The 14,171-nt window shown below is 33.2% G+C and carries 14 protein-coding genes and 1 tRNA gene; 8 read left to right on the top strand and 7 right to left on the bottom strand.

What is annotated here, in order from left to right:
• Window positions 1-6: 6 nt before the first annotated feature.
• Entirely contained in the window at window positions 7-1,881 is a 1,875-nt protein-coding gene (locus tag MRT15_RS01205) for an ATPase, T2SS/T4P/T4SS family (protein ID WP_304327135.1), read from the bottom strand.
• A 129-nt stretch (window positions 1,882-2,010) separates the two neighbouring features.
• Window positions 2,011-3,006 carry a transcription initiation factor IIB family protein gene (locus tag MRT15_RS01200; protein WP_304327133.1) on the bottom strand — a complete coding sequence of 332 codons (996 nt, stop codon included), beginning with the start codon at window positions 3,004-3,006 and terminating at the stop codon, window positions 2,011-2,013.
• Between the two features lie 279 nt (window positions 3,007-3,285).
• Here MRT15_RS01200 and MRT15_RS01195 point away from each other — a divergent pair, with 279 nt between their 5' ends.
• From MRT15_RS01195 to MRT15_RS01185, 3 genes are all read left to right on the top strand, one after another.
• Complete coding sequence (locus tag MRT15_RS01195; RefSeq protein WP_304327131.1) at window positions 3,286-3,693, top strand: Lsm family RNA-binding protein; 408 nt, start codon at window positions 3,286-3,288, stop codon at window positions 3,691-3,693.
• Window positions 3,694-5,307, top strand: a complete 1,614-nt coding sequence (gene tgtA, locus MRT15_RS01190; protein WP_304327129.1) for a tRNA guanosine(15) transglycosylase TgtA — start codon at window positions 3,694-3,696, stop codon at window positions 5,305-5,307.
• Between the two features lie 110 nt (window positions 5,308-5,417).
• Complete coding sequence (locus MRT15_RS01185) at window positions 5,418-6,677, top strand: MBL fold metallo-hydrolase (RefSeq protein ID WP_304327127.1); 1,260 nt, start codon at window positions 5,418-5,420, stop codon at window positions 6,675-6,677.
• 49 nt (window positions 6,678-6,726) lie between these two features.
• Here MRT15_RS01185 and MRT15_RS01180 read toward each other — a convergent pair.
• From MRT15_RS01180 to MRT15_RS01175, 3 genes are all read right to left on the bottom strand, one after another.
• Window positions 6,727-6,800, bottom strand: a tRNA-Val gene (locus tag MRT15_RS01180).
• 107 nt (window positions 6,801-6,907) lie between these two features.
• A complete protein-coding gene (locus MRT15_RS12505; protein WP_369684926.1) occupies window positions 6,908-7,069 on the bottom strand; it encodes a 50S ribosomal protein L40e in 162 nt (53 codons plus the stop codon).
• A 55-nt stretch (window positions 7,070-7,124) separates the two neighbouring features.
• Entirely contained in the window at window positions 7,125-7,598 is a 474-nt protein-coding gene (locus tag MRT15_RS01175) for an Lrp/AsnC family transcriptional regulator (RefSeq protein WP_369684932.1), read from the bottom strand.
• A 172-nt stretch (window positions 7,599-7,770) separates the two neighbouring features.
• On the opposite strand from MRT15_RS01175, the gene MRT15_RS01170 reads away from it, so the two are divergent.
• The gene (locus MRT15_RS01170; protein WP_304327124.1) at window positions 7,771-8,274 is read left to right on the top strand and encodes a hypothetical protein; all 504 of its coding nucleotides are present in this window, start codon (window positions 7,771-7,773) and stop codon (window positions 8,272-8,274) included.
• Window positions 8,275-8,297: 23 nt separating this feature from the next.
• On the top strand, window positions 8,298-9,617 hold the full coding sequence (gene aspS, locus MRT15_RS01165) for an aspartate--tRNA(Asn) ligase (RefSeq protein WP_304327122.1): 1,320 nt from the start codon (window positions 8,298-8,300) through the stop codon (window positions 9,615-9,617).
• Window positions 9,618-9,629: 12 nt separating this feature from the next.
• Here aspS and truD read toward each other — a convergent pair whose 3' ends face one another.
• Entirely contained in the window at window positions 9,630-10,904 is a 1,275-nt protein-coding gene (gene truD, locus MRT15_RS01160) for a tRNA pseudouridine(13) synthase TruD (protein ID WP_304327121.1), read from the bottom strand.
• Between the two features lie 13 nt (window positions 10,905-10,917).
• Window positions 10,918-11,280 (bottom strand): peptidyl-tRNA hydrolase Pth2, encoded by a 363-nt coding sequence (pth2, locus tag MRT15_RS01155; protein WP_304327120.1) that lies wholly within the window; start codon window positions 11,278-11,280, stop codon window positions 10,918-10,920.
• Window positions 11,281-11,403: 123 nt separating this feature from the next.
• Between pth2 and MRT15_RS12500 the strand changes: the two genes are divergently transcribed.
• The 3 genes from MRT15_RS12500 (at window position 11,404) to MRT15_RS01145 (ending at window position 14,164) form a co-directional block, all read left to right on the top strand.
• Window positions 11,404-11,586, top strand: a complete 183-nt coding sequence (locus MRT15_RS12500; RefSeq protein WP_369684925.1) for a zinc finger domain-containing protein — start codon at window positions 11,404-11,406, stop codon at window positions 11,584-11,586.
• 14 nt (window positions 11,587-11,600) lie between these two features.
• Window positions 11,601-11,870, top strand: coding sequence for an elongation factor 1-beta (locus tag MRT15_RS01150; RefSeq protein ID WP_304327118.1), 270 nt, complete (start codon window positions 11,601-11,603; stop codon window positions 11,868-11,870).
• Between the two features lie 101 nt (window positions 11,871-11,971).
• Window positions 11,972-14,164, top strand: a complete 2,193-nt coding sequence (locus MRT15_RS01145; RefSeq protein ID WP_304327116.1) for a CDC48 family AAA ATPase — start codon at window positions 11,972-11,974, stop codon at window positions 14,162-14,164.
• The last annotated feature ends 7 nt before the right edge of the window (window positions 14,165-14,171 follow it).

Below are 14,171 nucleotides of genomic sequence, written 5' to 3'. Positions count from 1 at the left end.
CTAAAATCATATTCTTGAATTTATCATTTTATCAAATGCTCGAATTATACTCGTTGCTTCGCCGCCTATCGTGAAAAGTTGGTTTATCAATTGTTTGAATGCTACATATTCTTCACAAAGATCTTCAATAGGTATCTGTTCTTCTTTCACTATTTTTTTAAATACCCATGAGTCTTTTAGATCTCTAACTAATTTTAAGCTTCCATCATAAATGAATAAGTTCGATAACTCAACTCTATATTCCCCTTCATTATCATCAACAATAGGTTCAACTATCCTATATACAAATCTTTTATTTTCACTATACGACAATATCCTCTTCATATGCACTATTACATCCAAATTTTCTATTGATTGAATAGGTAACTTGTAGTGAAGTATCCACTTTCTTATTAATGCTTCAGGAGAAGTGGCGTGGGTCGTTTGGATGCCATGCAACCCTGCCTCTAATGATTGGAGAAATATTGAAACATGTTCTGGCGTTAAGAGTTCTCCAAAAAATATGTAATTTGGCGATCTATGTAGTAGCTTGATGGTTTCCATAAATCTCCTCTTACTGGACTGGTCACGATCAAATGGGTCTATCCTATACTTAACATCGTGTTTACCATAATCTATTAAATTCAAACTTTCAACAACTTCTTCCACAGATATTCTCCTCCAATACGATGGTGTAACCATATCTAATGCATTTATCAAAGTTGTTTTTCCAGAGGATGGTTCCCCAATAACAAGAATATTACGTTTATGGAATAAAGCTATCAAAAGGTAGGCAAGAGCATCTACTGTAAGTGTTCCATTTCTTAGCAAGTCGATTATTGTTAAAGGTGTTTTCCTAAATTTTCTAATAATAAGTGCATAGTCTGTATCTATTAGGGGATGGGCATCAATAGTTATTCTTAATTTAAAAAGTTTAGTATTTAAATCTGTTTTTATCGTAGGTGAAGAATAATCTAATGGTAAACCACTTTCGGCTTTTACGTATGTTGCTAAACACCTTATTTCACTTTCATCTAATGATATCCTTGTTTCACATCTTCCCCATTCACTATGATCCAAATATATGTTCTTTCTAGGGGCGTCAATATAAATTTCCTCTATATTGTCATCTAAGAAGAAAGGTGCTAATTTAAACATGCCCATAGCTGCTAGATTTGATATAACACATAATTTTTCATGTAAATTTTCTGGTATTTCGATGAAGTATTCCCTTAATATTTTCCTTGCAACATTTTCCCTATATTTCATCAATTCTTCAATAAATCCTGGACCAAATTTTACGTCATTTTTTGGAACATTGAGTTCTAAAAATGTTGTTAAACACCATATGGCTGGTATTAGCCTTACGTCTAAATAATTAATTTTAATATTATAATAAGTTTTCGCCATTTCTTTATCTGTATATTTATTGATATTAAAAATATTGACGGTATATCCGTTTACATCCTTTTTCTCAGTCAATAAAGCGTCTTCCTTCTTTTCTGATTCACATTTTTTAGTTATTTTCTTAAAAATACTTGAATAAAGTATAAGTCTTTCTATTAACCTCTTGATATCCTTTGGCAATTCTCCCATTTCTTTCTTTACAATTTTTTCCTCATGATCGTTGAGTGGTGGATTGAAGAATATTCCTGCGATTGGGTAAATTTGAAATTTATCCTTCAAATTTGTTTTGAAAATTGAATTTAGAGTGCTTTTTTCTGAAAAACGTATTTTGGACAACAATTCCGCATATTTAGAAATATCTTTTCTTAAATAACTGCTTATGTTCTTTATATCTATTAGATTCAAGTTATAGTAATATATTGGCATTAATGAGCTCAACATTAACGTTAGGTTGCTGAAAAAGTCGCCATATGTGATATTCTCATCAATTCTCAATTCACTACAAAATGAAATTATAACGCTTCTTCGCTGTACATAAACTACTCTCGGAGGTTTAAATAGTGCTTCCAAACCCTTTATCAATAGTGTCGGTTTTATATTTTAATGCTTGTCATAAATTAGCAGTTAATTAGTGTCATAATTTCCCTCAATTTTTACCACTTTATTCAAATATTTCATATGCTGTCTAAGAGTGTATTGCGTTGAACCCAAAACTTCAGAAACTAATTTTTGGGACAGAATAGGTTGACAGTTTAACTCCTTGCACACCAGTTTATCTGCAATATAAACAATAGATACTGCCAAAAGATATGGGTTTTTCCCAATTCTAAATTTTTCATCTATTCTTTCATATATTGAAAGAGAGTAATTCATTAAACGATTATAATACTCTTCCACTCTTCTGCCAGTAAAATAAATGACTCTTCTATTAATCTCTATATTACTTTTTAAAATATTCATTATCCTAGTCATATAATCCTTAGGCTCTATAGCTATAGTTTTTATGGAAAGCTCATTTAAAATTTCGGAAGTTATTCGCATTATAGATTTTGCTGAAACCTTATGTCCTAATTCGCGGAAAATTCTTATGACATCTTTTAAAGTTAAGGGATATTTATGCTCTCTAGATGCTATAATTAATGATGCTGCCGCTAATTGATACGTTGTACCCACTCTTCTCTTACCACTCAATATCTTATTGCAAATGTATCCTGCTCTCTCATAAACACTTTTTGGAATATTTAGCAGTGAACATACTCTAAGTAAAGTCATAACTGCATCAATACTCCTATCGTGTTTTTTAACATAAATGGTGTTTACCCTTTTTAATCTGAAAAAACGCTGTTTATTTATTTCCTTTCCCCTATTATCTTTAAGTTTCCCGTTAATATGAATAAATGTGGAACCTAAATCTTCCTTTCTTAAAGGTTTTCCATCAGGATTTACATAAAGTTTTTCAACAGCAGAAAAGTCAGATAGCGGTTCTATTTCAAATAATGGTTGAAGGTATATTTTTTCATGGACAAGACCACATTCTGAACATACTACTTCTCCATAGTCTGAAACTATTAGCCTACCACCGCACTCTTTACATTTCATAACTTTTTCTTCATTTTCCATAATGTTCAAAATTATAATCATTTATAACGTAATAAATTTTTTCTTACAATATTGTATATTTTGTATCAATATTTGTATAATCAATTGTTTTAAATATACATTTTAACTATATTGTATTGTGTATGTGAGTGTTTCATGAAAGTGAAATTATTATTGTAATAGTTTAAACATCATCTGATAAGGTATAAAACAAAAATAAATAAATCACTGTTTTTTTAGATTTATTTCTGGAGGAATTGTTGGATGAGCGGCCCAGTTACTCCAAGTATGGCAAGATATTTGAAAGAGCTTGCATCTTTGCTAGATAAAAATGTAAGTGTGAGAACGATTCATAGTAAGAAATTTCGTGGAAAACTTGTGGGGTATGATCCAAGCTCATTAAACATAATTCTTTCAAACGCAAAAGACGAAGAAAATAATAGTTACGCAAGAGTACTAATAAGGGGGGAAGTTATTTCCGAAATAATAAGGGAGGAAGAACCATTCGATCTGAGAGGATTGGCTCAACGATTAGAAAAACTATTTCCAAATAATGTGACATTGCTTGAAGATGCTGGTGTAATAATTGTTATGGATAAAGTGAGAGTAACTGAAGATGGGGTTATTGAAGGAAGTGGTTTGATAGCGGAAAAAGTAAAAAAGGTATATGAACAATTTGTGCAAGAGAAGGAGAAAAGTGAAACTTAAATGTCATTTGAAATCGTAGATCGAGATTTAATGGGGAGAATCGGCAAAATAAAGACAAAAAGTGGAATATTAAATACTCCCGCATTTTTTCCAGTAATTGACCCTGTAAAAAATATCATTGATACGACAATTATCAAAGAACACTTTAAAATAAATCAATTAATGGTAAACTCATACTTAATAAAGCAAGCAATGGAAAAGGGAATTATACGTATGAATGACATTCATCTCCTATTAAATTTTGATGGGATAATAATGACAGATTCTGGCGCTTATCAAATATTAAGTTATGGCAATATATCTTTTAATTCTGAAGAAGCGATAGTTTTTCAAGAAAAGTTAAATAGTGACATTTCTGTCATTTTAGATATCCCTACATTAAGAACTCACACAAAAATTGAAGCTGAAAGAACAGTTCTTGCTACCTTAAATAATGCTATGATATTGGAAAAGAAGAAAACAAAGGACGACATACTTTGGATTGGACCAATACAAGGAGGTAGGTACTTAGATTTGGTTAAAGAATGTGCAATAAAAATGAGTCAAATACCTTCAATTAAAATGTATGGTGTAGGCGGGCCAACACAATATATGAAAAGTTATGCTTTTGAAGATCTTGTTGATATTATTATGACCATAAAAATGTCTTTGCCAAAAGATGGCCCTCTACATCTATTCGGAGCTGGTCATCCTATATTACTACCATTTCTAGTGGCATTAGGATGTGATACCTTCGATTCAGCATCATACGCTCTTTTTGCAAAAGACGATCGTTATATAACATCTTATGGAACTATTAAATTATCTAATCTCAGATATTTCCCTTGTTTTTGCGATGTTTGTAAAAAATATGAAGTTAATGATTTACTGGAGATGAACAAATTTGAACGTGAAAAATTACTGGCTAAACACAATTTATGGGTTATATGTAATGAGATTAATCAAATAAAGCAAGCAATTTATGAAGGACGTCTATGGGAACTCATAGAAGCAAAATCAAAATTTCACCCAAGACTTTTTAATGCTTTGCTCAAATTGAAAAAATATAAATTTCTTATCGAAAAACATGATCCAGTAATTAAAAGTGTAACTCGAGGTATTTTCTATACCTCCTCAGAAGGACTTATAAGACCCGAAGTTACAAGGCATTTAATAAAGTTAAAGAAAAATGTATCATTCCCAGATAAGACTACATTAATACTCATACCAGACAAAGGTGAAAAATCACGTAAATATTCATTATCCTTACTAAAGCGATTTCTAACGTTATCAAACGATAACAATCCTTTAATAAGTGGTATTCACATATGCATTTATGGCCCTCCATTTGGAATAATCCCATTAGAGCTGATTAACGTTTACCCTCTTTCTCAATATGAAAAAGCACTTAAAACAAGCGTTGAGTCGGAGGAGACAGTAATATCAGCATTAAAAATAGTGTTAAATAAAAGCAACTATGATAAAGCAGTGGTGCTTTTTGACACGACGACGATTACAAGAATTTCCATGAAGAAGATAGTTAAACTTTTGAAAAACAAAAACATTAAATTGAAAGTGTTCGTTAATTGTTTTCCTTCATCAGACACTATTATTAAAACTATTAGCCAATTGTGAACATTAAGAATAACATTATATTTTAATTTAAATTATTAAAAAGCGTAAATATTATATTCTTGTTTCTTATCTTAGTTACGTAGGTCGTATTATCGATGGGTAAGTGAAAAATGAAAGTAAATATACTTGGTGCAGCCGGAGAAATCGGAAGATCTGCAATACAATTAACTACATCAAATTCCAATATACTAATGGATTATGGTATTTCTTTATCTAAAAATGAACCAAAATTTCCCATATCTATTTCTAGCAAGGAGTTGGATGCTATACTACTTACTCATGCTCATTTAGATCATTCTGGTGGAATACCCATCTTCTATGTTTCCACAAAACCAAGATTAATAACAACAAAAATTACTGTCGAAATAAGTGAATTATTAATAAAAGATCTTATAAAATTATCATCATATTATTTACCATACGAATCTTTAGAACTAACCAATATGATTAAATCAGCAAAACCTGTAAGTATAAATGACCATTTTAGGTTAAAAGATCTATCTATTCAACTATTGAATGCAGGACACATACCTGGAAGTTCAATGTTTTTCATAGAAGGTGATGGTAAAAAGATACTATATACTGGCGACTTCAATGTTATAAGTACAAAAATGTTACATGGTGCACAAATAGACATCCCTTATTTGGATGCAATAATTATTGAAGGAACATATGCAACAATTGATCATGAGGATAGGACAAAGGTTGAGCGTGATTTTGTCTATTCTGTTAATGAAATAGTGAGCAATGGTGGTACTGTAGTCATACCAGCTTTCTCGGTTGGACGCGCCCAAGAAATACTCTGTGTACTACATCAATACAACGTAAAGGGAAAAATATACATTGATGGAATGGCAAAGGACGCTAGTAGCATTTTCTTGAATAATCCTGACTTCTTTAGAGATTACTCTCTATTGTTAGAGGCCCATAAACGGGCGATATGGGTAAACAGTTGGTCAGAGCGAAGGAAAGCTTGTAAAGAACCTGGGATCATAATAGCCCCTGCAGGTATGCTTAAGGGAGGAAATGTGCGATTTTATGTAAAAAAGACAGCAAAAGATCATAAAAATGCAATTTTCTTAGTCTCCTATCAAGTTGAAGACACTCCTGGAGCTATGCTAATGAAAAATGGTGTATATAATTTCGGTGGGAAAACTGAGAAAGTAAATGCGAGAATAAAATGGTTTGATTTTTCATCACATTGCGGTAATAAGGAATTACTACATACTATAAAAATGGCGAATGCAAAAAAGGTCATCTTAGTTCATGGTGAGAAAAATAAACTTGAAAAATTTAAGATAATACTTCAAGATGAAAAAATAGCTGAAGACATAATTATACCAGAAGTTGGAGAAGAAATATCAATATAAGTAATGTTACGTAGTACTTGTACTCATCTAAATTACGCTTTATTCAAAATGGGCGGGCTGGGATTCGAACCCAGGACCACCGCCGTGTGAGGGCGGTATCCTAACCAGCTAGACGACCCGCCCATAATTATAAATTCTTCTTTTCCTTTTATTTATTTAATTTTTGAATGTTAAATAATAATGGTGTATCTCTCCTCTAAATAACCGCTATCTTCTCTTATATCTTAATGTTATTTTGATCGTTCACGTTTCTTCCATCTTAAATTTTTCCTTTTGCAACGTCTACATTTTGTGGCATTAGGTGGATTTCGAGCACCACATTCTCTGCATATCATGAAAAATAACCTTTTTTGCTGTGCAATTTTTAAGGCTTCTTGATCCTGTATAGGCATGCAATGCACCTAGTCTAGAATTAACTATTAAAGGTAAATAAAAACTTTGTTGTACTCATTTTAATTTTGTAATGACTACATGAGCTGAAGTGAATGTTATCCCATCTATTTTTGATATTTCTTTTAAGAATTCATCAAGTGACGACTGATTTACAACAGCTATCAAATCAATTTCTCCAGTCACTCTATATGCTCTTTTCAAACAAGATATTTTGCTTATTTGTTCATATACCTGGTTTCTCTTTTGTGGCTGAACTTTAATTATTACAAATGATTCATTAGCTTTTTCTTCAATAATGTTAAGTGCTTTTTCAGTAAGATCTATAAACCCTCTACCCGTTCTGACAAGGTTCTTCTCTTTTAACTTTCTTAAATGTACACTTAATGCTTGTCTTGTTATTCCAAGTTCGTTAGCAAGTTCGCTTTGAGACTTATTAACACTCCTTATGGTTGTTTCTATTGAATTTTCATATAATTTTAATAGAAGTGAATATTGTTTCTCAGTAAGAAACATTTTTCCCTTATCCATCTTCATTTCCATCACCGACATTAATGTAAAACGTCTTCTTGATAATTTTATATTGCTATATTTTAATTTTTGCTTAACGTATTCGCTATTGGAAACCTTATTAAAACAAAAATACATATATTTCTCTTAACGGTATTCTTTAAACTAGGTATTTAAAAGTGGAGGATGGGCTTTGAATCTACCCATCTGTATAATATGTTTGAGAAGTGGTATTTTATGTAAAAGTTGTCAAAGTAAATTAGATTCTGGTGAAATAGAGGACATTGATATTCAAATAAGCAAACTTTTTCTTGAATTGGAAAATAGATTTCCAGAGTTACGTAATTCCACTTTTTATAAGGCTGTAAATGCTGATGACACAATAATATTACTTGTAGGAAGTGGAGGTAAAATACCAAAAACCACATGGAATAAGATTGCATTAACAATGAAACATAAACTAGGTAAGAACGTTAAAATAGTAGAAAAAACCATGAGCATTAGACAACTCGCAGAGCAAATATTATTTCCCGTAAAGGTAAAAAGCGTTAACACCATATGGCTTCCAGATGGCAGTTGTGAAAATCACGTAAAAATTTCTAAAACTGATACTTCTCGACTTAAGTTTTCCAAGGATGTTGCAGAAAAAATATTATCTAGATTTATTAAAGAGAACATTCGTATAATTGAAGAATAACAAAACTGAAGGGGTATACTGATATGAAACTCGACGAATTAGGTGATTGGAGGAGAACACATTTTTCTAATCAAATTACGGCAGATAAAGATGGTGAATCTGTCACAATATTTGGATGGGTTGATGATATTCGGGATTTAGGTGGGCTAATTTTCATTATTTTAAAGGATAGAGAAGGAAAGATTCAGATAACAGTAAATAAACGAGATTTTCATAAAGATAGAATAAGTGAAATACGAAAGTTAACAAGAGAATCTGTTATTGGTGTAAAAGGGATTATTAAGAGAAGTGGAATTGCAAAAAGTGGAGTTGAAGTGATACCTACAGACATAAAGATATTGAACATAGCGAAAACCCCACTTCCAATAGACACTTCCGGGAAAGTTCCCACGAACCTTGAAAAGAGACTTGATATGCGGGTGTTAGATCTACGAATGAAGGAGAGAATATGCATCTTCAAAATTAAAAATACCTTAATAAATGCTATACGAGAATACTTGCAGAATCATGGTTTTATGGAGGTTTTCACACCAAAAATATTAGCCACCGCAACTGAGGGCGGCGCAGCGCTTTTTTCTGTCAATTATTTTGGTAGAATTGCTTTCCTTGCACAAAGCCCACAATTGTATAAAGAGGCGCTTACATCTAGTTTTGAAAAGGTTTATGAAATTGCACAATTCTATAGAGCTGAAGAATTTGACACCTCTTATCACTTAAACGAATTTATATCCGTAGATATAGAAATGGCATTTGCTGAAAGAGAAGATGTCATGAATATTTTAGAGCAATTAATAATTTATGCGCTTGAAAAAGTCGTTATAAACAATGAAAATGAGTTAAAACTTTTAAATCCTAAATTTAAAATGCCAACAACTCCATTCAAGGTACTCACCTACAAAGAAGCTATAGAGATATTGAAAAGTAAAGGGCTTAACATACGGGTAGGTGAAGATATTCCAGTATCTGGAAATAAGCTTATTGGAAATGAGATTAACGGGCCATACTTCATAATTGACTGGCCTCTATCTCTTAAACCATTTTATATAAAGCCAAAGAGAGAAGATCCTGAATTAAGCGAATCCTTCGATCTCAATTGGTCTTGGTTGGAAATAGCGAGTGGTGGTACAAGAATACATGTTAAGGAACAACTTATAGAGAGGCTCAATAAACTCGGATTGAATCCTGAAAAATTTGAACCATTTTTAACTTATTATGATTATGGCATGCCTCCACATGCTGGATGGGGTATGGGTCTTCAGAGATTGCTTATGATGATAGTAAATGCTAACGACATACGTGAAGTAACATTGTTTCCACGTGATAAAAGGAGACTAATTCCATAACCATGTTTCATGTTAAAATCCAACTTTATTTGGATTCTTCGGTTTAACGATTTCCCTTAAAACAATGGTTGCATAATTCCCCTTCTTTAATAAAAAATTGCAATAAATATTACCATCCTTTGTTAAATGCCACATAAAATTGTATACTCTAAATGTTAATGGTCTGTAATATCCTGATAAAGAAATTTCTGGGAATTCTTTGAATAAGAAATCCTTATATGTGACTCTTTCTTCATCTAGTACTTTTGCTATTGGTTCGTACGCTTCCCCTCTTGGAATCTTTCTTTCATCTGTTAGATATCCTGGGAGAGGGTATAATATCGAAAGGTTCCCCCTCTTTATTAAGTAATTTATTCTGTTTCTGTTTTTTTCTGTTACTTCAATTATATCTTCCTCTCTATATAGTGTGGTTTCTGTAGGTCCTACTATGTCTCCATTTATAGCTTCTTCTAATGGAATTCCTTTTTCAATTCTTTTATTAATTATTTTGTTAAATAAAAATGATTGATAAGATTGTAGGAAAATCCTTATGACTTCAATATTCCTTGAAAAGACATTTCTTACTTTTTCCTCCCAATTTTCCTTATTTCCATTAAAGGTATTGTAATTTCCTTTTTCAAACATTTTTTGCAGCGCTTCCTCGTAATTTCTATTTAAAATCTTTTTTCCAATAATATGGTTAAATGGTTGTTTCATACCGAACCTTTGATAACCAAAATATGAAAAAATACTTGATAATGAAAAGATTTTTTGAATTTTTGCCATTTTTGTAATAAGGGACGTTTCGTCCATTCTTTCGTCTACTTTGATGATCGCTGCAAACCTATTTCCCCACAGTTCATGAGAACTTAGTGGTGCATATGATCTGTACCAACGCAGAATTTTTATTCCGCTAATTGTTTCGTTAATTTTATTCAGATGAACCCCATTTTTGCATTTCATGCTTATACTTTGAATGGCTACTCCTTTTGAATCTTTTAATCCTAAAAACTGTATGTCAGAAATTGGTATATTCATTTTCTTTGATAGTTCGCTTATCACATATAAAGTGTCAACTCCTCTTTTTACTAATATCATTCTTAAATATTCCCCTTCACCACATAGTGGAATTGTAAAGTTGCTTACATCCTCTTTTGGTAATATTATCCCTCCTCTAAGAACTTCTTGAATAATGAATTCATCAACACTATCCCTTATGCGCGCATTTTCTATGCTTAAATCTTTAGGGGTAGCGTAGTATTTAAGACCAATTTCTTGATCAATCTCACTATTTGTGACATCAAACATATCGCAACATCCTTCATTTTAGTAATGGTAATTGCCCCGTTATCTTGTCGATTAAATTTGAGGGGGCTGGTCCGATGCCTAGACATGTAAGAGTATTTGGGGGGACTTCCGTATATCCAGCATCATAAATTAGAGCTGCTGGTAAATTTAAAGCGCATGCTCTTTTATAAAGATCCATCAATCTATCTCCCCCCTCAATTTTTAGTACGATCTTCTTTTGACCACTTTCAATCCACATTTTCCACCATTCATAAGCATTTTTCCTTGCAATTTCAGATGCACTAACTGCAGCATGCGCTACTTCCGCTGCTATTTTTCCAGCGCTCATGTTTAAATCAGTTCTAACAACGATAACTTGTTTTATATCGCTTAACATGTTATAACCCCCAATATGTTGCCACACTTAAATTTAACTTGTATTCAATCAGCATTATTTGTTTTTAGGTTAGGTAGTAAAATTTTTATTGGATCATTGTAAATCTGTGTAACGTGATAATTTATGTCTAAAAGCGGATCTTTGGAGTTACCCATCTGTGTTTCATGTAAATACCCGATATTACCACTTGAGAAGGGCGTAAATTTTCCTTGCCCGAACTGTGGATATATGCTGTGGCGTGATAAACGATGCAGAAAACTAGCTACTTCTTACAAATGTCCAAATTGCGGTTTTGAAGGGCCCTAAGATGAGGTGAAATTATGGGGAAAGTTTACGTTTTATTGAAAGTATACCCATCTTCAGTGGATATAGACTTGGATTCCCTTGCAAATGAAATAAAATCATCATTACCTCATGGAATAACCTTTGGCAGTTATTCCAAGGAACCCGTTGCTTTTGGACTTTATGTATTGAAAATAGCTGTTGTAATGCCTGAGGATACTCAAGGTGGAACAACCATACTTGAGGATACTATAAGTAAGATACCAAATGTCAGTCAAGTAGAAGTCGAATATGTAAGTAGAATTTAACTGATACAAAACGCTCTAAATTGCGTTGCCCCTTTGCGAAGTAAACAAAATATCTATAAGCTTTTACGTACTATTTTTAGTTGAAATTTAGAGGGATACCTATGGGAACTAGTCCTAAGAATAAGAAAGAAATCCAATTGAGAGTAGCTGAAGCTAAACAAAGGGACGTTGGTAGAGGAAAGGTTAGAATAAGCCCAAAAATTATGAATGAATTGAATCTAAATGCTGGGGACATAATTGAAATAGAAGGTAAAAAGAAGACAGCTGCCATCGTGCTACCTGCATATGATGAAGATGATGATACCATCATAAGAATGGATGGTTTGATACGTAGAAACGCTGGGGTAAGTATTGGTGAAAAAGTTACAATAAGGAAAGCGGAAGCGAAACCTGCATCAATGGTAAGATTAGCTCCATCATCATTTTCAATAACTATAGACTCAAGCTTCATAAATTTTGTTAAAAGAAAGCTCCTCGATTACCCAATAATGGAGGGGGACACTGTTTTAATTCCAGTACTTGGCCAGGCAATACCATTCAAAGTTATTTTAACTAGACCGAATGGCGTTGTGGTAGTTAATGAAGATACTAATTTAGTAATACTTGAAAAACCCGCTGAAGAAGTGAAAGTTCCAAGGGTGACATATGAAGACATAGGAGGTCTGCATGATGCTATACAAAAAATAAGAGAAATGGTTGAATTACCTCTTAAACACCCAGAATTATTCAAGAGACTTGGAATAGATCCTCCAAAAGGGGTTCTATTATATGGGCCTCCAGGATGTGGGAAAACATTACTTGCAAAGGCTGTAGCCAATGAAACAAATGCCCATTTTATATCTGTTAATGGCCCAGAAATTATGAGTAAGTTTTATGGAGAGTCAGAGCAAAGGTTGAGGGAAGTTTTCGAGGAAGCTAAACAAAATGCCCCTTCAATAATCTTCTTTGATGAAATAGATGCTATAGCTCCAAAGAGGGAGGAGGTAACTGGTGAAGTGGAAAAGAGGGTTGTTTCACAATTGCTCGCACTTATGGATGGTTTGGAAGCAAGGGGCGATGTAATAGTTATTGGGGCAACAAATAGGCCTAACGCTATAGATCCTGCGTTAAGGCGTCCAGGAAGATTTGATAGAGAAATAGAAATTGGTGTTCCAAACAAGGAAGGTAGATTAGAGATATTACAGATTCATACTAGGAACATGCCTTTGGCTGAGGATGTAGATCTAAAGAAATTAGCTGAAATAACTCATGGTTTTGTCGGCGCTGATCTTGCAGCACTCTGTAGGGAGGCTGCAATGAAAGCGCTCAGAAGATATTTGCCTCAAATAGATCTTCAACAAGAAAGAATACCTGAAGACGTTTTAGAGAAATTGCAAGTGACCATGAATGATTTTCTTGAAGCTTTTAAAGAGATAACTCCTAGTGCGATGAGGGAAGTCTATGTTGAAACTCCTAATGTAAGATGGACTGATATTGGTGACTATGAAGATGTAAAGCAAGAGTTAAAGGAAGCTGTAGAGTGGCCAATTAAGTATCCAGATGCATTTAAACGCTTAGGCATAAGGGCTCCAAGAGGGATATTATTGGTGGGGCCTCCTGGATGTGGGAAAACGCTATTTGCAAGGGCTGTGGCTACAGAAAGTGAAGCTAATTTTATAAGTGTTAAAGGGCCTGAACTGTTAAGCAAGTGGGTTGGGGAATCTGAGAAGGCGGTACGAGAAATATTTAGGAAAGCTAGAATGGCTGCCCCATCAGTGATCTTCTTCGACGAAATAGATGCTATAGCCCCCATGAGAGGTTTAGATTACGGAGATTCAAGAGTTACTGAAAGAATCATAAGCCAACTATTAACAGAAATGGATGGCTTAGTAACATTGGAAAATGTAACAGTGCTAGCGGCAACCAATAGGCCAGATATATTAGATCCAGCTCTATTACGTCCTGGACGGTTCGACAGAATAATATATGTTCCTCCTCCAAACCAAGAGGCTAGAAAGGAGATATTGAAAATTCATACTAGGAACATGCCTTTGGCTGAGGATGTAGATCTAGATGAGTTAGCAAAGATAACGGAAGGTTACTCTGGTTCCGATTTAGAGGCTGTTGTGAGAGAAGCTGCTATGATAGCATTACGAAGAAATATTGAAGCTAACAAAGTTGAAAAAGCCCACTTCCTTGAAGCATTGAAAAAGATAAAGCCTTCAATAAATGAAAATATGATACAATACTACAGTAAATGGATTGAGCAATCAAAGCAAATACAAGCGAGACCACGATTATTAACCTTTACGTAGAAGGGTT

Source organism: Candidatus Culexarchaeum yellowstonense, from assembly GCF_024707025.1.
Classification (GTDB): domain Archaea; phylum Thermoproteota; class Methanomethylicia; order Culexarchaeales; family Culexarchaeaceae; genus Culexarchaeum.
The sequence above is the reverse complement of the archived record's forward strand: the minus strand, read 5'-3'. Positions and strand labels throughout refer to the sequence as shown.

What these genes read in the sequence shown, in the direction of transcription:
- MRT15_RS01200 (WP_304327133.1), bottom strand. Translation starts at nt 3,006, where the DNA reads ATGGAAAATGAAGAAAAAGTTATGAAATGTAAAGAGTGCGGTGGTAGG.
- tgtA (WP_304327129.1), top strand. Translation starts at nt 3,694, where the DNA reads ATGTCATTTGAAATCGTAGATCGAGATTTAATGGGGAGAATCGGCAAA.
- MRT15_RS01185 (WP_304327127.1), top strand. Translation starts at nt 5,418, where the DNA reads ATGAAAGTAAATATACTTGGTGCAGCCGGAGAAATCGGAAGATCTGCA.
- MRT15_RS12505 (WP_369684926.1), bottom strand. Translation starts at nt 7,069, where the DNA reads ATGCCTATACAGGATCAAGAAGCCTTAAAAATTGCACAGCAAAAAAGG.
- MRT15_RS01175 (WP_369684932.1), bottom strand. Translation starts at nt 7,598, where the DNA reads ATGGATAAGGGAAAAATGTTTCTTACTGAGAAACAATATTCACTTCTA.
- aspS (WP_304327122.1), top strand. Translation starts at nt 8,298, where the DNA reads ATGAAACTCGACGAATTAGGTGATTGGAGGAGAACACATTTTTCTAAT.
- truD (WP_304327121.1), bottom strand. Translation starts at nt 10,904, where the DNA reads ATGTTTGATGTCACAAATAGTGAGATTGATCAAGAAATTGGTCTTAAA.
- pth2 (WP_304327120.1), bottom strand. Translation starts at nt 11,280, where the DNA reads ATGTTAAGCGATATAAAACAAGTTATCGTTGTTAGAACTGATTTAAAC.
- MRT15_RS12500 (WP_369684925.1), top strand. Translation starts at nt 11,404, where the DNA reads ATGTCTAAAAGCGGATCTTTGGAGTTACCCATCTGTGTTTCATGTAAA.
- MRT15_RS01150 (WP_304327118.1), top strand. Translation starts at nt 11,601, where the DNA reads ATGGGGAAAGTTTACGTTTTATTGAAAGTATACCCATCTTCAGTGGAT.
- MRT15_RS01145 (WP_304327116.1), top strand. Translation starts at nt 11,972, where the DNA reads ATGGGAACTAGTCCTAAGAATAAGAAAGAAATCCAATTGAGAGTAGCT.